We start from the raw sequence: 19,031 nt of genomic DNA, 5'->3' as shown, positions 1-19,031 counted from the left end.
GAAAAACAAAGATACAACTATTTATTTTACCATATAGAGAGATGAAACCTCTTTGTGGATCAATGAAGAGAGGGTACCACATAATGTGGCACCCTCAAAAAAAATATAAAAACAATTGATTTTTAATTTTCTCCACCTGCCGGTTCTTCTTCCGCTTCACTTCCTGCGGTAGTATCTGCGAAAGATGCTGCAGCCATACGTTTATAAGAGCGATAGCGCCACTGTGCATTTTCTTTTGCGGCATCGAACAACTCTCCTGCTTGCTGTGGGAAAGATTTTGTCAACTGCGTATATCGCACTTCGCCCATAAGGAAGTCTTTGAATTTGCTCCAGTCAGGCTCCTTGCTGTCGAGCTGGAACGGGTTCTTACCCTCTTTTTCCAGACGGGGATCATATCGCCACAGATGCCAGTAACCACATTCAACAGCAGCTTTCTGTTCGGCCTGAGAAAATCCCATACCCCTTCTCAACCCATGACTGATACAGGGTGAATAGGCAATAACGATTGAAGGGCCGTTGTACGACTCTGCCTCTTTAAAAGCTTTCAGTGTTTGCGACTGGTTGGCTCCCATAGCTACCTGCGCTACATATACATATCCGTAAGTAGTTGCAATCATGCCGAGATCTTTCTTGCGGATACGCTTTCCTGCTGCAGCAAACTTAGCCACTGCCGCAATGGGCGTGGACTTTGACGACTGTCCCCCGGTATTGGAATATACCTCGGTATCAAGCACAAGCACGTTGATATCCTGTCCGCTTGCCAGCACATGGTCGAGTCCGCCGAAACCTATGTCGTATGCCCATCCGTCGCCTCCAAACACCCAGATGGATTTTTTGGCAAGATACTTTTCAAGAGAGAGTATCTCTAGAGCAATCTTTTCAGTAGAACCAGACAGTGATGCCTTTATCTCTTCTGACGCTTTTTTCGATTCATCTGTATCATTTTTAAATTCAATCCACCGACCGAACAAACCCTTCTGCTCATCCGTGAATGCATCAGACTGTAGTGCTTTCTGCATAAGGTCCTGGATATGATTACGCATACTTGTGTGAGCAATCACAAACCCGTAACCGAACTCTGCATTATCTTCAAAAAGTGAGTTTGCCCATGCCGGCCCTTTACCTTCTTCATTTTTGGTGTAAGGCGTAGCAGGAGCCGATGCTCCATATATAGACGAACAGCCGGTAGCATTGGCGATCATCATTCTATCGCCGTAAAGCTGTGTAATCAGCTTTATATAGGGTGTTTCACCGCAACCAGAGCATGCGCCTGAGAATTCAAACAGAGGCTTCGCGAACTGCGAGTTTTTCACGTTAAGCTTAACGTCAACCAAGTGTGCTTTACTGGAAACGTTATTAACCATATAATCCCAGTTTTTCTGGTTCTCATATTGCGTTAAAATGGGCACCATCTCGAGAGCTTTCTCTCCCTTTTTACCAGGACATACATCAGCGCAGTTGCCGCAGCCCAGACAGTCGAGCACGTCCACCTGGACACGGAATCCCATTCCTGCAAACTGTTTACCCTGTGCCTTAAGAATATCCACATCTTCGTCCAAACCTTTCTGCTCATCCTCATCCAGGACAAACGGGCGAATAGTTGCGTGCGGGCATACATATGCACACTGGTTACACTGAATACATGATTCGGGCTTCCAAACTGGTACATTCACGGCAACGCCGCGCTTTTCGTATTTGGTTGTACCCTGTTCCCATGTACCGTCTTCACGACCACTGAAAGCAGATACGGGAAGGCTGTAGCCTCGCTGAGCATTTACCGTGCGCACCACTTTCCTGATGAATTCCGGTGCATCATCCGGCGTTTCTGCAACAACCTGAATATCGGCCCATTCTTTTGGTATTTCGACCTCTTCCACATCGCCTCCGCGATCGACGGCTGAGTAGTTCATCTTCACCACATCCTCACCCTTCCGGCCGTATGACTTCACTATGAATTTCTTCATCTGATCAACAGCCTGGTCGTAAGGTATTACATTGGATATCTTAAAGAATGCAGATTGCAGTATGGTGTTTGTACGATTGCCCAGTCCAATCTCCTCAGCAATTTCAGTAGCGTTGATAATATATAGCCTGATGTTATTTTTAGCAAAATACTTTTTCACATTATCAGGCAAGTGATTGGGCACCTCTTCCTTAGTCCACAGTGAGTTAAGCAGGAATGTTCCATTTTTCTTAAGTCCTGCGGTCACATCATACAGGTGCAGGTATGCCGGAACGTGACATGCTACAAAGTTGGGCGTATTTACCAGATAGGTTGAACGTATTGGGTTATCGCCGAATCGAAGGTGTGAGCAGGTGAATCCACCGGATTTTTTGGAATCGTAGGCGAAATATGCCTGCACATATTTATCTGTATTATCTCCGATAATCTTTATTGAGTTTTTGTTGGCCCCGACCGTACCGTCTGATCCCAGCCCGTAGAATTTGGCTTCGTAGGTTGTCTCATCCATAGACACCTCCTCTTTAACAGGGAGTGACTTGAATGTAACATCATCCACGATACCGATAGTGAAATCATTTTTCGGCAGCTTCATTGAAAGGTTTTCGAATACCGAGATAATCTGTGACGGAGTGGTGTCTTTAGAAGAGAGCCCATAAATACCTCCAACAATCTCAGGAGCATTCTCTTTGCCATAAAAACTGTCTTTCACATCGAGGTAGAGAGGTTGTCCGGGAGCACCCGGTTCTTTGGTCTTATCCAGTACTCCAATCCGTTTAACCGTTTCAGGAATAACCGACAGGAAAGCATCAGCCTTGAAAGGACGATAGAGATGAACAGCCACCATTCCCACTTTTTCACCGTTGGCATTCAGGTGATCTACAACCTCACGTATAGTTTCGGTTACCGACCCCATAGCAATAATTACTCTTTCGGCCTTCGGATCTCCGTAATAGTTGAACAAACCATATTTACGGCCAGTCACGCCAGCCAGTTTCTCAAGATATTTTTCAACCACCTCAGGAACGGCATCATAAAAGGGGTTGGAAGCTTCACGTGCCTGGAAATAGATATCATCGTTCTGAGCCGTTCCTCTTGTAACAGGATTGTCAGGATTCAAAGCCCTGTCACGGAAAGCCTTCAATGCATCCATGTTGATAAGCGGAGCCAGATCATCGTTTGATAATGCCTCTATCTTCTGGATTTCGTGTGATGTACGGAATCCGTCGAAGAAATGCATAAATGGAACCCTGGATTCAATAGCTGCCAGATGTGCTACTGCAGCTAGATCCATTACCTCCTGTACCGACCCTGTTGCAAAAAGGGCAACACCCGTAGGCCTTGCAGCCATCACGTCCTGTTGATCGCCAAAAATTGACAATGCATGTGATGCGAGTGCCCGTGCCGACACGTGAAATACCCCCGGTAGCAATTCGCCCGCCATTTTATACATATTGGGCAGCATCAGCAACAATCCTTGTGATGCTGTAAATGTTGAAGTAAGTGCCCCTGCCTGAAGCGAGCCGTGCATGGCACCGGCAGCACCGGCTTCCGACTGCATCTCCTGCACCAGTACAGGTTGTCCGAAGATGTTCTTTCTTCCTGCAGCCGCCCACTCATCCACATATTCAGCCATCGTTGATGATGGTGTGATCGGGTAGATAGCGGCCACCTCGCTAAACATATAGGCGATGTGCGCTGCTGCCTGATTACCGTCGCAGGTTAAATAGTTTTTTTGTTTTGCCATAATAATTATATGATTGCTAAAAATTTGAAATTTTAGTTAAGAAATTCCCTGTACAGACTCTTTGAGACCACGAAATTACTACAAAAAAGTGGAAGCTACAAACGATAACCTCTTTTTGTTCACTAACATCAAATTTGGCAAAACAGCAATTGTGAAAATATATTAAACACTAATCTTTCATTTGATTATGACGTTATAGGTATATGTTACGTCAGCAGACAGTTCCTTTTAAACATATCAATTATAAAATTGAATACAGTGTTTATTTCACTTAAAAAGGAATGTCCATAAAAAAATAATAAATGAAAATAATAATCATTGCCAACAGACTACCGGTTAAAATTGAGAGAAAAGAGAAAGAATTCTGTATTACCAGAAGTGAGGGAGGTTTGGCTACCGGCCTCGGTTCACTTGAGACAGAGTCGGAATTATACTGGGTTGGCTGGCCTGGGATTCATACTGAAGATGAAAATGAGAAGCTGGAGATAAGGGAAAAATTGCATGAACTAAACTTCCATCCTGTTTTTTTATCTTCCGAACAAATAGAAAACTATTATGAAGGTTACAGCAACGGCACAATATGGCCGCTGTGTCATTACTTTTTCTCGTTTATTGAATACAGAGGGGAGTACTGGGAGACATATCGCGAAGTGAATGCTCTGTTCTGTAGCGAGGTAATGCCATTCATCGAAAAAGATGATATAATCTGGGTACAGGATTACCAGTTGATGCTTTTGCCTAAAATGATTCGAGACGAAAAGCCAAAAGCCAGCATCGGTTACTTCCACCATATTCCGTTTCCATCATACGAGCTTTTCAGGGTTCTCCCTGAACGTGAAGAGGTACTGGAAGGTTTACTGGGCGCCGACCTTATAGGTTTCCATACACATGAGTACATGAGACATTTTATCAGCGCCATTTACCGGGTACTCGATCTGAATTGCAACCTCGATGAAATAAACCTGCAAGACAGGATTGTTCACGTTGATGCTTTCCCCATGGGCATAAATTATGAACAGTACCACAATGCACCCACACTGCCTGAGGTAAAGGAGAAATCGGAGATGTTAAGGAAGGAGTTAGGCAACAATACCGTAATTCTTTCAGTTGACCGGCTGGATTACAGTAAGGGCATTCTGCACCGTCTTCAGGGGTTTTCCAAGTTCTTGCAACACCATCCCGAATTCCACGAAAAGGTGTCACTAACAATGATAGTGGTCCCTTCCCGCGACACTGTTGATATATATGCAGACCTGAAGACAAAGATAGATCAGGCTATTGGTGAGATAAACGGCAAATACTCAAGGCTGGGTTGGACTCCCATATACTACTTTTACCGCAGCTTTTCGTTTGAAGAGCTTATTGCAATGTATGATATTGCAGGGATTGCCCTAGTTACACCGCTTCGCGACGGAATGAACCTTGTAGCAAAGGAGTACCTTGCTACCAAACGCGAGAAGGCTGGAGTACTCATTCTCAGTGAAATGGCAGGCGCCTCCATTGAGCTGCAGGATGCTATAACAATAAATCCCAATGACACGGTTGAGATTGAGGAGGCCATCTTGGAGGCTTTGAGTATGCCTGAAAATGAGAAAATAGACAGGCTGCAAAATATGCAAAAACGTATCTCAACAGAGACGGTAAAAAAATGGGCAAACGACTTTGTTAAAGAGCTGCGGTCTATCAAAACACAGAACAGAGAGATTTTGCAGAAGATAGTAGGGAAAAGGCAACTCAACCAGATAAAGAGCGCTTATGATGACGCATCTTCCCGTTTAATACTTCTAGATTACGATGGCACACTCGCTCCATTCGTAAAAAACCCCGATGATGCCCAACCTTCGTCCATGCTAATAGATCTATTAAGTAAGATGACTGCCGACAGAAAGAACAAGGTGGTAATAAACAGTGGCAGAAACAGGAGGGTTCTCGACAACTGGTTTAAGCTATCGCATCTCGATTTTGCTGCTGAACACGGCATGTTCTATAAAGAAAACGGAAAGTGGCACAACAACTTGCTTGAAAAAGTGATTTGGGATGATGAGATAATTGATATCATACGGCACACAATTGAAAAGACTCCAAGATCATATATGGAGGAGAAAGATGCAGCCCTTGTGTGGCACTACCGCAATGTTGACATATGGCTTGCCGAACTTCGTGCCCAGCAGCTAATCAACGCCCTTATGGGACCCTGTACAAGATTGAACCTGCAGATAGTGCCTGGTAACAAAGTAGTTGAGGTAAAGCCACCTGATTTCAACAAGGGGAGTGAAGTAGTTCGCAGGCTGGAACAGGACAGCTACGATTTTATAATGGCTATAGGCGATGACACTACCGATGAGGATATGTTCCGGGCACTGCCACCGGCCGGCATCAGCATTAAGGTAGGCAACTTCTCTCCGGCAGCCAAGTACCGCATCCCGCTACAATCGTCTGTTATTCCTTTCCTCATCAAACTAATCCAATAAAATCCGAGAAAAATGACATTTATCGATCATCTTCTTTCACTGGAGAACCCCCTCCGACACCCCTTTATTGCGCTGCTGTTCCTGGCACTGTTCGGCATTCTCACAGCCGTATACCGTCAAATCATCAGGCGGTGGCGTAGTCGAGCCCGCAAAAGCAGAAGCCGGATAGACGATTTCATGGTGCGGCTCTTCACCCTGCCAGGCATCTGGTTTATCTTCGCCCTGCTGCTCAACCTGTTCAGCGGCCTGCTCAGTGAAGATAAACAGGTCTACGGTGTATTGCGCAAGATCAGCCAGATCATGCTGATCCTCACTGTCGGCTGGATCGTGGTACAGGTGGTCAGGGCGCTCTTCCACCACTGGCAAAAACAGCTCGACATCCAAAATCCCGACAACCTGGAAGCTAGGAAACGGCTCACGCAGATGAGCATGATCGAGCGCATCACAGTGATTGCCATCATTTTCATCTTCATGGCCATCGCACTGATGACCATTGAGCAGGTGCGCCAGCTGGGGATGAGCCTGCTGGCATCGGCCGGCGTGGCAGGGATTATCATCGGTTTTGCCGCACAACGCAGCTTCGGTCAGATCTTCTCAGGCATACAGATCGCCTTCACCCAACCCATACGGCTGGATGACGTGGTGGTGATCGAGGGGGAGTGGGGACGCATCGAAGAGATACATATCACCTATGCAGTGGTGAAGATATGGGATGAGCGACGGCTGATCGTGCCCATCGACTACTTTCTCAACAACCCGATACAGAACTGGACACGCAGCAGCTCGCAAATACTGGGCACCCTCTTTCTCCCTGTCTCCTACGACCTGCCACTGGAACCGTTGCGCGAGGAGCTGACCCGCATTGTGCAAGGGGATCCCAACTGGGACGGACGGGTGCAGAACATACAGGTGACCGACAGCAGGGAGTGGTATAAGCAACTGCGGGTGCTGGTGAGCAGTGCCGACTCCTCCCGCAACTGGGACCTGCGGGTCTCGGTACGGGAGAAGCTGATTGACTTTATCAATACAAACTATCCCGGCTCATTTGCGAAGATCAACACTTTCGGGACTGCCCTACCGAACACAAACATCCGGAGGAAACAGGGCAATCAGTAAAGAAAGAGGTTTGCAGAAACACAAACTCTCCCCCGGTAACCCTGCCATCCATCCTCATGCCACAGGTTTTAGGGACGGATAAATTTGGAAAGCTGTTTTTCTTCGGAAAATAGCACTGCCGTATTGATAAATGCCAGGTGGGAATAAGCCTGTGGAAAATTACCCAGCTGCCGCTTGGTCTTAAAATCCAGATCTTCACTGTAGAGCCCCACATGATTGGAGTATGATATCATTTTCTCAAAAATTGCACGTGCCTCTTTCTTTTCACCAATCATAAAAAGTGCTTCTATCAGCCAAAAGGTGCATATGGTGAAAGAGGAGGAAGGCAGTCCGAAATCATCCTCAGACTTATAGCGGTACATCAGCCCCTCGTGATAGAGGTTCTCCTTGATTGCCTTTACTGTTTTCACGTAACGTTCGTTTCCTGGTTCAATAAAATCGTAGAACTGCATCAGGAGTAAAGATGAGTCGTAATCGGTGTTATCATAAGCCTGGGTGAAACATTGCAGTTCTTGGTTCCACCCTTTTTCATGTACTTCGGACTTAATCAGATCGGCCTCGTGGCGCCATTTCGCAGCATAGCTGTCTCTCTGCAGAAGGTTGGCAATAAGAGAAGCTCTATCTAAAGCCACCCAGCTCATCACTTTTGAAAACACAAAATGTTTCTCCCTGGTACGGAACTCCCAAATACTTCTGTCCGGCTTGCGCCAGGAGGCCATTACCGACCGGACAAGGTTCTTTATTATCTCCCATATCTCTTCCACTTCATCAAGAGTACCCGGGAAATAGAGGTAGTATTTATATATCACATCTAGCAGATAGCCTATAGAGTCGTTCTGTTCCTGATAATAAGCGGCATTTCCAATACGTACCGGGCGGGAGTTTTCATAACCACTCAAATGATCCAGTGTCTCCTCAGTCAGCTCTCTTTCGCCCCGAATGCCATACATGATCTGAATTTTCTCTTCACGTGACTTCATAATATGCTTCACAAAGCCGATAAAACGCTCCGCCGCGGTCTTCTGCTTCATAAAGAGCAAGGTATCTATAGACATGGATGCATCGCGGAGCCAGCAAAACCGGTAATCCCAGTTCCGTGTTTCACCGATGCTCTCCGGCAGGCTTGTGGTTACTGCAGCCAGCATTGCTCCCGAGCTCTGATATGATAAAAGCTTTAATACCAGTAGGCTGCGCTTAATCATCGCATCATATTGCAGATAATCTCTGGAACGATTCACAAAATTAAACCAATAAACTTTCGTACGCTCATATTCCAGGAGGATACGGTTGGTATCTACCGTAATAAGCTTCTGGTTATATGACAACAGGAAAAAATGGTGTTCCGTAAGCTCTATCTCCTCTCGGTTGAGCACTTTTTCGAAATCCATGCTGGAATAAAGGTATATCTTATCTTCAGAGTCTTCTGCAGAATAGGTCTTGATGTAGTTCCCTGAAATTTCGTGCTTCACCTCCTCGCGGGCATAATTGATTTTCGGGTCGTAAATTACCCTTACCACAGGTTTTCCCTTTATTACGCGAATATACCTGTGAATCTCAGGCGGCATGTAATGACGCAGTTCAGATGTTCTGTAGCGGGGCATATAGTCAAAAACTATGAATCCGTTTTCCGGCGACTCAAACCTTGTAAGGAGAATATTGGTGTTGCCGTGATACTCTTGCCTTATTGAGTACTCATCCGAAACCTCGAAATGGAAGCTGCCACCCTTTTCTTTATCAAGCAACTTTGCAAAAATGGAAGGAGAGTCGAAATCGGGCAAACACAACCAATCGATGCTCCCCCCTTTAGAAACCAATGCTGCGGTACGGCAATTCCCTATTATCCCGTAATCTAAGTTCTTCATATAAAATCAATCTTATAGATTCCCTGCAATGCCAATATAAAATACAATTAGTACAGGCCAATTATCCAAGGAGACCGTTATTAACGATCCTCTTTTCAGAGCAACAACAAGACATCTATTCTGACTGGTATTTTGAATCAGTTATCAATCAGATGACGCTTCTTCCTGTGACGCCTGCATCGAAATCTACAGTTCTTCTTGTGTGTATAAACAAATATAAGAATTACAGCCCAGAAAAAGAAAAAAAGCAAAGCAATAACGGTAAGATTACGAAAAAAGTATTAGTTTCATAGAATTTAGATTTCAAAAATTGACGGTACAAACATAATATTTCTTTGCCGGTTTACTCCTCTTCACCTTCACCGCTCTCTTCCATGTTGTGGAAAACATTTTGCACGTCCTCATCCTCTTCAAATTTTTCGAGTAATTTTTCAATCTGCCCCCGTTGTTCTTCATCGAGGATTTTTGTATCGTGCGGTATGCGCTCAAACTCGGCAGAGTGGATCTCAAAGCCATTCTCTTCGAGGTATGACTGAATTTCGGCATAAGATTTAAAGTCACCATACAGGATGATATCTTCTTCGTCAACTTCCACTTCATCAACACCGTAGTCTATTAGCTCCAGCTCAAGATCCTCAAGAGCGACACCTTCTTTCCCCGCAATTTTGAACACACATTTATGATCGAACATAAATTCAAGGCTACCGGTAATACCTAGCGATCCGCCATGCTTGTTGAAATAACTCCTGACATTTGCCACGGTGCGCGTAGGGTTGTCTGTGGCGGTTTCCACTACTATTGCAATTCCGTGAGGCCCATATCCTTCATAAACAACCTCTTTGTAGTCTGATGCTTCTTTGTCTGTCGCTTTCTTTATTGCTCGTTCCACATTTTCTTTCGGCATATTCTCTTTTTTTGCCTGCTGTATAAGTACCCTCAAACGTGGATTTGTGGCTGGATCGGGGCCTCCCGACTTAGTGGCTATGGTAATCTCTTTCCCCAGCTTTGTGAAAACGCGGGCCATGTTTCCCCAGCGTTTAAATTTTCGTGCTTTGCGATATTCAAATGCTCTTCCCATAATATATAATTTGGCTTGTTTTTTGATACATGTTATAACCGGTAACAAATTAATCGGTTACCTTAGTTGTGCGCCCAGCTCTTTTTCAAGATTCTGCCGGATCTTCTGCATCACCGAATCAATCTGTTTGTCGTTGAGCGTCTTTTCTTTGTCTTGTAGCAGAAAGTTCACCGCATAAGACTTTTTGCCCTCAGGCAGGTTTTTACCTTCGTATACATCGAAAAGTGAAACCTGTTTCAGCAGTTTTTTCTCTGAGTCAAGAGCTATCTGTCGTATCTGGGCAAAGGTTATGTTTTTATCGATCAACAGTGCAAGATCCCTGCTTACAGCTGGAAATCTGGGAATCTCCGAAAAACTTACCGACTGTTTTTCTGTCTCTTTTATCAGCATATCCCAGTTCATCTCCGCAAAAAACAGACCGGTCTCTATATCAAACGTTTTCAAAATAGCCGGCGAAACAATTCCAAAGCTGCCAATTTGTTGTTTCTTCGTCTTTATGCCCATTCCAGTGGAGAAAATATCGTTCTGCAGCGGTTCATACTGCACCTTATTTAAATTGACCCCCAGTCGCTTCAAAATATTTTCAAGATGCGCCTTCAGTTCAAAAACAGAACTCCGTTCTTCGGCCGCAGCCCAGTTTTTATGGTTGCGCATGCCGCAAATCCATAATCCCAGATGTGTCTCCTCGGAATACTCTGCGAGTATTTCGCCTTCTCTCTTTTTTGTTTTATCAAAGAAATAGCAGTTGCCGAATTCGTAAAAACGTATATCGCCATATTTACGGTTACGGTTATAGGCGATGCTTTCAAGTCCCCCAAAAAGAAGTGTCTGCCGCATTACGCCCAGATCGTTACTAAGTGGGTTCAGCAGCGCTACACAGTTGTTTGCCGGAAAGCTCTCAAGCTTTTCGTAATAGTTTTTCTTTGTGAGCGAATTGTTCATTATCTCATTGAAACCGTTCGCCGAAAGCTGTTCGGATAATAGTGTCTGCAACTTATGCTTGCGGTCAGCAGGTGTCTGGTTCGATAAGCTCGATTGCAGCGAATCGCTTATCTCCACGTTATTATATCCGTAAATACGGAGAATATCTTCAATCACATCCACATCTCGTGTAACATCAACCCTGTAAGTAGGAATACGCAGCGTGAGTTCAATCTCCGTTTCATCTTCAATTTCAATCTCCAGGCTGTGAAGAATTTTTTTTATGGTCTCTTCGGGAATCTCTTTTCCTGTAAGGGAATATATTTTTTTGTATGGCAATACCACCCGTGGCTTTTCCACAGGGTCAGGATAGATATCTCTTATCTCACCTTCAATCTCGCCACCAGCCAGCTCCTTTACAAGCATTGCTGCACGTTTCAACACATACACAGTATTGTTGGGATCGGTACCCCTTTCAAATCGGAACGAAGAATCAGTGTTAAGTCCGTGGCGGCGGGCCGTTTTCCTCACCCATGTGGGGTGGAAACAGGCAGACTCCAGAAAAATATCTTTTGTCTCCTCTGTTACACCTGAAACAAGCCCCCCGAAAACCCCGGCAATACACATACCCTCTTCAGCATTACAGATCATAAGGTCTTTTTCATTCAGTTCATGTTCCTGTCCGTCAAGTGTTACAAATCTGGTTTTTTCGGGCAAAGTGCGTACTACCACCTCATTACCTTTTATGTATGACACATCGAAAGCATGCATTGGGTGCCCCGTCTCATACATTACAAAGTTGGTGATATCCACAATATTGTTGATTGGACGGAGCCCGATAAGCTGAAGTTTGTTCTTAAGCCACCCCGGACTCTCCTTCACTGTTACACCGTGTATTGTCAGCCCTGAGTACCTGGGACAGGCCTCCCTGTTCTCCACTATCACTTCTACGCCGCCTTCTTTTTTATCAACGGTAAATTCCTCAACAGATGGTTTTGTAAGCTTGTATGGTTTTCCTGCATGTTTGAGCCATGCAGCGAGGTCTCTGGCTACACCAAAATGCGATGCTGCATCAACGCGGTTGGGAGTGATATCTATCTCCAGCACGTAATCGCTTTTAACGTTGTAATACTCACTGGCTGGTGTACCCTCCAAAACTTCGTCTGGCAAGACAATAATTCCGTCATGTGATGTGCCTATCCCTATTTCATCTTCGGCACAAATCATCCCGAATGATTCTTCTCCGCGTATTTTGGTGCGTTTTATTGTGATCTCATCTTCGTCGAAATAAAGCTTAGTACCTACTGTAGCAACAACCACTTTTTGACCTGCTGCCACGTTGGGTGCACCACAAACAATCCTCAGTGGTTCTCCGCCATTGCCTATGTCAACAGTTGTCAGGTTCAGATGGTCAGAATTTGGATGGTGAACAGAGGTAAGTACCTTACCTATAACCAATCCTTCCAATCCGCCCTTTATGGTTTGAATCTCTTCCACGCTTCCGGTTTCCAGGCCAATGGATGTGAGCGCATCGGCGGTCTCCTGTGGTGATAAATCGAATTGCAGATACTCTTTTAGCCAGTTGTACGAAATATTCATTCTGCCAAGATTGATGTATATTGAGACAGACCGAATTTACACTAATTCTTTTTCTGTCAAAATATTAAATTTGTTTTTAAATAAAGCCTCAAAATTACAAAAAAATGGTGAGAATACATAGATTGGGCTGAGTAATGTTTTTTGCTGTTGTAGTTTTCTACCTGATAACTCACTCTCTGAATTATATGTATGGATGGATTTATTTGAATGAAGGGAGCACCGGAAGGCGTAAAAAGGTAAAGTCAAATTTAAAAAATTGAGGATGATATCACATTGTGATTCACCCTCATAATCCCATTCCGCTAATAAGTTACAAGAAATCAATAACCGCGGATTGCCTTGATACCAGGAAGAACTTTTCCTTCAATCATTTCAAGCAGTGCTCCACCTCCAGTTGAAACATATGACACATTTCCGGCCTGTCCGAATTTGTTAACACATGCCACAGAGTCGCCTCCTCCCACTAGAGAGAATGCCCCTCTACGTGTTGCTTCCACAATTGCATCTGATACGGCACGTGACCCTTTGTCGAAGTTGTCGAACTCGAATACCCCAACAGGACCGTTCCAAAGGATGGTCTTTGAGTTCCTGATTACCTCGGCGAAAGCTTTTTCAGACTCGGGGCCGATATCGAGGCCTTCCCATCCGTCGGGTATTTCATCCACTGGAGCAAAATCGGTTTTTGCGTCGTTGCTGAAGCTGTCAGCAATTTTGGCATCAGTTGCCAGTACCAGGTTCACCCCTTTCTCTTTTGCCAGCTCCACAAGTTCCTTAGCAAGCTCCAGCTTATCTTCTTCAACTATAGAATTACCAATTTTGCCGCCGAAAGCCTTGGCAAATGTGAATGTCATACCCCCGGCAAGAATCAGGTTGTCAACCTTGTCAAGCAGATTTTTGATAATATCAATTTTCGTGGATACCTTTGATCCGCCCATGATAGCCGTGAAAGGACGTTCCGTTTCGTTCATCACTTTTTCCACTGCAATAATCTCATTCTGCAGAAGATAACCGAAAAGTTTGTGATCAGCATCAAAATAGTCAGCAATAAGAGCTGTAGATGCATGTGCACGGTGTGCCGTTCCAAAAGCATCGTTCACATATACATCGGCATAAGATGCCAGTTTACCTGTAAACTCTTTCTGCGATGCTTTTATCTCTTTCCTAGCTTTGTCTGTCTGCTCCTCAGAAGCATCAGCAGCCAGACTGCGAGGTTTCCCCTCTTCTTCGGCATAGAAGCGGAGATTCTCGAGCAACAATGCTTCACCAGGGCGCAGTGCAGCTGCCTTGGCTTCGGTCTCTTCACCTATGCAGTCGTTGGCGAATTGCACATCAGTACCCAGCAGTTCAGAAACGCGAGGGAGAATGTGTTTGAGTGAATATTTACCTGTCGGTCCTTTCGGCCGGCCCAGGTGTGATCCTATGATAACACTTCCACCATCTTTCAAAATCTTTTTCAAAGTAGGTATAGCTGCACGAATACGAGTATCGTCAGTGATATTAAAATTATCATCAAGCGGGACATTGAAATCCACACGAACGAATGCCTTTTTATCGGCAAAATTAAAAGAGTCCATTGTTTGCATAGTTCTTTATATTTTTATGAATATTGTCCAATGAAGTTCTATTGATAAACCTGCTGCAAAGTTATTAAAAATATGGAAATTTTTCCGTAATGATGCAGGAAAGTTTACAAATCCTTCAAAACGACATCATACGTTACAGGGACTCCTTTTTTGTACATTGCCAATACGCCGCAATATTTGTCGAACGAAAGCTGACAGGCGCGTTCAAGTTTATCTTTAGGCAAGTTATCTCCTTCAAACTCATAAATAACCTTCATTGAAGTGTATTGTTTGGGGTGCTCTTCCGTCATTTCAGCATCTATTCGAATACCAAAATTTTGCAGATCGATATGCATTTTACGGACAATAGACACAACATCCAGGCCCGTACAGCCTGCAGCAGCAACCAGCAACAGCTTCTTTGGCACGGGGCCTGCATCATTTCCGCCCGCACTTTCCGGCAGGTCAATTGTCACGGTATGCCCGTCGAGCTCCGTATCAAAAATATTATTCTCTCTCCAAACCGTTTTGATTGAATGTGTCGTCATATTTGTATCATTAATTGTTTATTTTGTATCATTCTAAACAAATTATTGTCAATTTGGTTCGATGAATGGGAAAAGTATAATAGTCAAAGAAAAGAAGACAAATGAGACACAAGAAATATTGTATCTAATGGATAGTATATGATTACATTTTGCTACATTTGCATAAAAAATATGCAGTATGATAGATAGTAATGCAAAAGTGCTTTTAATATATACCGGTGGGACCATCGGGATGGTTGAGAATATTGAAACGGGTGCTCTGGAGCCTTTCAACTTCAGTCACCTCCGCTCAAATGTTCCAGAAATAAAACGTCTTAACTTCAATGTTGACACCTTCCTATTCGATCCTCCAATAGATTCGTCAGATGTGTCGCTCCCTATCTGGCAACAGATGATCCAAGTAATTCAAGATCATTATGACAAATACGATGGATTTGTTATTCTTCACGGTACAGACACAATGGCATATACAGCATCGGCACTTAGCCTTATGCTGGAGAATCTCAACAAGCCCGTTATCCTGACCGGCTCACAGCTGCCTATCGGCAAACTAAGAACAGATGGCAAGGAGAACCTTATCACGGCACTTGAGATCGCAGCCGACAAAGATGCTTACGGCAATCCTGCTGTCCCTGAATTGTGTATCTACATGCAGAACTTGCTGATGCGCGGAAACCGCACCACCAAAGTCAACTCCGAACATTTCAGCGCATTCAACAGTCCCAATTATCCATACCTTGCCGAGGCCGGTCTGGATATTCGCTATAACGACCGGTTCATCCTGAAGCCCGATTATTCTGTGCCTGTTCTTTTCAATTACGACATGGATCACCATGTAATAATATTGAAACTGTTTCCTGGTATCACGGAAGAGGTTGTGAAAGCACATCTCACAATTCCGGGACTGAAAGGTGTGGTTCTGGAAGCCTATGGAACGGGGAACTCACCAATCTATCCATGGTTTACCGATCTGCTTCGCGATGCCATGGAAAAAGGAATTGTAATCGTCAATGTCACTCAGTGCCTCTACGGGTCTGTTGAGATGCATCGCTACGAAAATGGGCAAAGGCTGGAGAAGCTGGGCGTTGTGAGCGGTTATGATATTACTACCGAGGCAGCTCTCGCCAAACTGATGATACTGTTCGGCCAGGGCAAGACACCTACCGAGGTAAGCCGGCTCATGTCTGTTTCACTCCGCGGCGAACTGACGGTAAGAAGTTAGGTGTATCAGTTCCATGAAATTGTCATAATCTGATAAGCTATTTGAACATAGCAAACAGTTATAGCGATTCAAAAAGTCAAATTCAAGGACCATATTACACTATTATTTTAAAAGGTAAGTCCCATCCCCAGTTGGGTAACCACTCTCTTTGCTTCACCTTCAGTTGGTCTGTAATAATCGGCTGATAGCCTTAGGAACAGACCGCTGCTCTTTTGGAGACCAACAGCAGAAAAGTAGCTGACACTACCTCCCACCTTGTAATAATCTTGTTTCAAATATACCACATCTGGATTCATAAATTCCGTGATAACAGCAGATTCGGAATCGGCTCCTCCATAGAGGTAGCCACCTTCACGGTTCGCCTTCCGAACAATATTGGCTCCAAGCACCCAGCGGGAGCTGCGTCCTGAGGGAAGATTTACCTTTGCATTGGCACCAAGGTAGAGATCCCTGATCTTCATGTATGACGCCGGCATAATATAGTTGTCGTCCGTCACCGTGTAAAGCGCATGGAGGCCCGCTTTCCAGCTGTACTCCTGCCCCACATTGCGGTAAAAATCGTACGACAGGCGGTAGGTATCGCGCCGGTATGTGGAGCGGACGCTGCTGTAAATATCGACCCATTGCTGCACCTCATAGGTGTTGTCCAGCACCTGTACAAACTCTATACCATCCGTTCGACTGCTGCGGTAGGAGAGGGCCACCCGGTTCAGGTTCACTCCTTCATGCAGCAGTGCCGCATGTCCATAGAGTTCCTGCTGGCGGACAGTTCCCTCTTTCCGGGGTTTGGCGATGTCCCTGACCGCCTCTTCCACGCGGAAGCTGTATCCCCCTTCTGCGAAAAAACGAAGAGCTTGTTGTTGCCAGCCGTACTGCAGGCCGGCACCCACTTTGTTGGCATCATAAACAAAACTGCCCAAAGACTGCAGGCCTCCGATCACAGCTGTATAGTGGTTGCCCAGCCCCCGCATCACAAAAACATCCTGATTAACCTGGTCATCGCTGTTGCTATGGCCCCGCGTCTCCTGGATCATATTCTCATACTCCAGGTTCAGTCCCACACGATGGGATCCGAATATCGCAATAATGCCCGGCTTCACATTGATTGAATAGAGGTAAAGTTCCGAACGTGGATCTACCTGCTTGGCTCCCGTTTCGGCTGTATAGTCAGCCCGGATACCCAGAAGGTAACGATCGAATAACGGTTTCGATGACACCCTCATCTGCAAGTTGTAATTCTGCTTCTTCCAGTCACTCAGGTTGGGATCTACCGGATAATAGGGCACTCCCCGGTAGGGATCAAGCATCGCCGTGTTGAATCGTGTATCGCGAAGGGTCTCGTTGTGATAGGAAAAGCGACCCCAGGCATAAGCATTGCCAAGCTGTTGTCCACCCTCTGTCTCCACACTGAGCTGGCGCTCCTTTTCGCCCTGCTGTACCCTTTTGAATTCACCGTCGGTCATCTGATATCCGGCCTCGAGAGAGCCATAACTCCTCAGGCTGTCCAGACCTATTCCGGCACCGTTGTTGCTCTCAAACCAGTTGGCACGTGCCTTCCTCATCTCAATAGTGAGGGGGGATGAAAATGTTCTCTGCTCCTGTGCCGTGGTGTAGGTCATCAACTGAAGGGCTACAGCCGTCAGCAAAAGCCCTTTGATAGATTGTTTATATACGCTGTTCATAATCGTTCCTCTTTTTTGCTATTTCCAGGTGTTCCAGGAGGGAGCCTGCGCATCGTATCTCCTGATCTGCGGGAGATCCATCACCTCAAAATCTTCGGTACTGTTGTTGGTATCCTGCAGGATGACCCTTCCATCGGGACGTGTCTCCTTCACCTTCCTGGCCACACTCTTGGCCACATAGGTCCCATTCACCGTGGCAGCACCGGCATCCAGTACAGCCGGCATCCGCTTCAGCTCCATCTGGTTGGTATTCCCCACGTTCTCCAGGGCATCCACCACCGATTCGATGGGGATTCGGTAGCTCTGTACGGTTGAACCCACAGGACTCACCACCTCGCTGGGACTGTTGGGATCAATCGGTTCAGTGGGGATAAAAAGGACAAATGCCCCTCCGAAAACAGTGGTTAGCCACTGATTAGTAGGTTTTGGCCAAAAAGCCATTTTCATGTTGATGGCAGGGTTGTCCTGTATAAGAGAGGTTGTCTTGACTAATGTTTCAAACTCGGCACTCAGCAGGTTGACCGGTGCTGTGGGGTTGAGGTTGGCTTTTGTATGGTCATCGGCCATCTGGGCGATGATGATCGACTCACCCGGTTGCAAGGGAAAATCGGTCGTGTCGGGTACCTGCCAGATATGCAAGGCATAGACATACTGGTCGGCATCCTCTCCCGGCCAAACAGGCAGATTGGCTGTAGCAGTCTGAGGGTTGATAAGGGCAATGGCGAGTCCCCGTATGTTCTGCTCGAGGTCGCTGTTGTTGTAGATCTCATAGAACTGATCGCGGAAGTAGGTACCTCCGGTGGGGGTTCGTGATCCGCTGTAATAGACCTCCTTGAAGAGGAGCGCTCCCGCTTTGGCTGCACCCACATCGATGGTGATCGTCTCCTGATTGTCTACGATCCCCACATTTACCACGTTGCCATTGTAGTTGTAGGTAAACCCATCCTCGCTCTTCTCCGCACTCACCGTGATGGTGTAGATGCCGGGGATGATGTTCTCTACCGTGACCGGCTGATTGGGCGTCATGGTGGTGGTCAGCTCATAGCGCTCGGCAAAATTGACCAGCTTCACCTGCAGCTGATCGGGCAGTGGCGCCGTACCCAGATTGAGATTCACCTTGATGGTGGCACTCAGGGGAACCATCTCTTCCGTACCGGAGACACTCCGGAACTGCTCACAGGAGAGCAGTGCCAGCATCAACGGAAGGAGAAGGATGTATATTCTTATATTCTGATTCATATGATTTCTTGTTGTTGATCTAAC

General features: G+C 45.7%; 11 protein-coding genes. 3 read left to right on the top strand and 8 right to left on the bottom strand.

Annotated features, from left to right (window positions below; translation table 11 throughout):
• Nucleotides 1-122 precede the first annotated feature (122 nt).
• Nucleotides 123-3,707: a pyruvate:ferredoxin (flavodoxin) oxidoreductase gene (gene nifJ, locus B3B27_RS11105; protein WP_286847446.1), complete on the bottom strand. Its 3,585-nt coding sequence runs from the start codon at nt 3,705-3,707 to the stop codon at nt 123-125.
• 302 nt (nt 3,708-4,009) lie between these two features.
• On the opposite strand from nifJ, the gene B3B27_RS11100 reads away from it, so the two are divergent.
• Together B3B27_RS11100 and B3B27_RS11095 are read left to right on the top strand one after the other, a co-directional pair.
• Complete coding sequence (locus B3B27_RS11100; protein WP_286845772.1) at nt 4,010-6,178, top strand: bifunctional alpha,alpha-trehalose-phosphate synthase (UDP-forming)/trehalose-phosphatase; 2,169 nt, start codon at nt 4,010-4,012, stop codon at nt 6,176-6,178.
• A 12-nt stretch (nt 6,179-6,190) separates the two neighbouring features.
• Nucleotides 6,191-7,294, top strand: coding sequence for a mechanosensitive ion channel family protein (locus tag B3B27_RS11095; protein WP_286847445.1), 1,104 nt, complete (start codon nt 6,191-6,193; stop codon nt 7,292-7,294).
• Between the two features lie 68 nt (nt 7,295-7,362).
• Here the strand turns inward: B3B27_RS11095 and B3B27_RS11090 are convergent, their stop codons facing one another.
• The 5 genes from B3B27_RS11090 to B3B27_RS11070 form a co-directional block, all read right to left on the bottom strand.
• Nucleotides 7,363-9,156: a glycoside hydrolase family 15 protein gene (locus B3B27_RS11090; protein ID WP_238867723.1), complete on the bottom strand. Its 1,794-nt coding sequence runs from the start codon at nt 9,154-9,156 to the stop codon at nt 7,363-7,365.
• A gap of 343 nt (nt 9,157-9,499) precedes the next feature.
• Nucleotides 9,500-10,234, bottom strand: coding sequence for a YebC/PmpR family DNA-binding transcriptional regulator (locus tag B3B27_RS11085; RefSeq protein WP_286847444.1), 735 nt, complete (start codon nt 10,232-10,234; stop codon nt 9,500-9,502).
• Nucleotides 10,235-10,291: 57 nt separating this feature from the next.
• Nucleotides 10,292-12,754, bottom strand: a complete 2,463-nt coding sequence (gene pheT, locus B3B27_RS11080) for a phenylalanine--tRNA ligase subunit beta (RefSeq protein ID WP_238867725.1) — start codon at nt 12,752-12,754, stop codon at nt 10,292-10,294.
• A gap of 320 nt (nt 12,755-13,074) precedes the next feature.
• Nucleotides 13,075-14,337, bottom strand: coding sequence for a phosphoglycerate kinase (locus B3B27_RS11075; protein ID WP_238867726.1), 1,263 nt, complete (start codon nt 14,335-14,337; stop codon nt 13,075-13,077).
• Between the two features lie 104 nt (nt 14,338-14,441).
• Nucleotides 14,442-14,864 (bottom strand): OsmC family protein, encoded by a 423-nt coding sequence (locus B3B27_RS11070; protein ID WP_286847442.1) that lies wholly within the window; start codon nt 14,862-14,864, stop codon nt 14,442-14,444.
• 178 nt (nt 14,865-15,042) lie between these two features.
• Here B3B27_RS11070 and B3B27_RS11065 point away from each other — a divergent pair, with 178 nt between their 5' ends.
• Nucleotides 15,043-16,086 carry an asparaginase gene (locus B3B27_RS11065; protein WP_238867728.1) on the top strand — a complete coding sequence of 348 codons (1,044 nt, stop codon included), beginning with the start codon at nt 15,043-15,045 and terminating at the stop codon, nt 16,084-16,086.
• Nucleotides 16,087-16,193: 107 nt separating this feature from the next.
• On the opposite strand, the gene B3B27_RS11060 is transcribed toward B3B27_RS11065, so the two are convergent.
• The gene (locus B3B27_RS11060) at nt 16,194-17,768 is read right to left on the bottom strand and encodes a DUF6850 family outer membrane beta-barrel protein (RefSeq protein ID WP_286847440.1); all 1,575 of its coding nucleotides are present in this window, start codon (nt 17,766-17,768) and stop codon (nt 16,194-16,196) included.
• Nucleotides 17,769-17,786: 18 nt separating this feature from the next.
• Nucleotides 17,787-19,007 carry a DUF4876 domain-containing protein gene (locus B3B27_RS11055; protein WP_286847437.1) on the bottom strand — a complete coding sequence of 407 codons (1,221 nt, stop codon included), beginning with the start codon at nt 19,005-19,007 and terminating at the stop codon, nt 17,787-17,789.
• Between the last annotated feature and the right edge of the window lie 24 nt (nt 19,008-19,031).

The organism is Proteiniphilum sp. UBA5463 (assembly GCF_002427225.1).
Classification (GTDB): Bacteria; Bacteroidota; Bacteroidia; order Bacteroidales; family Dysgonomonadaceae; genus Proteiniphilum; species Proteiniphilum propionicum.
Note: the sequence above shows the minus strand (reverse complement) of the source record. Positions and strands in the feature narration are given on the sequence as shown.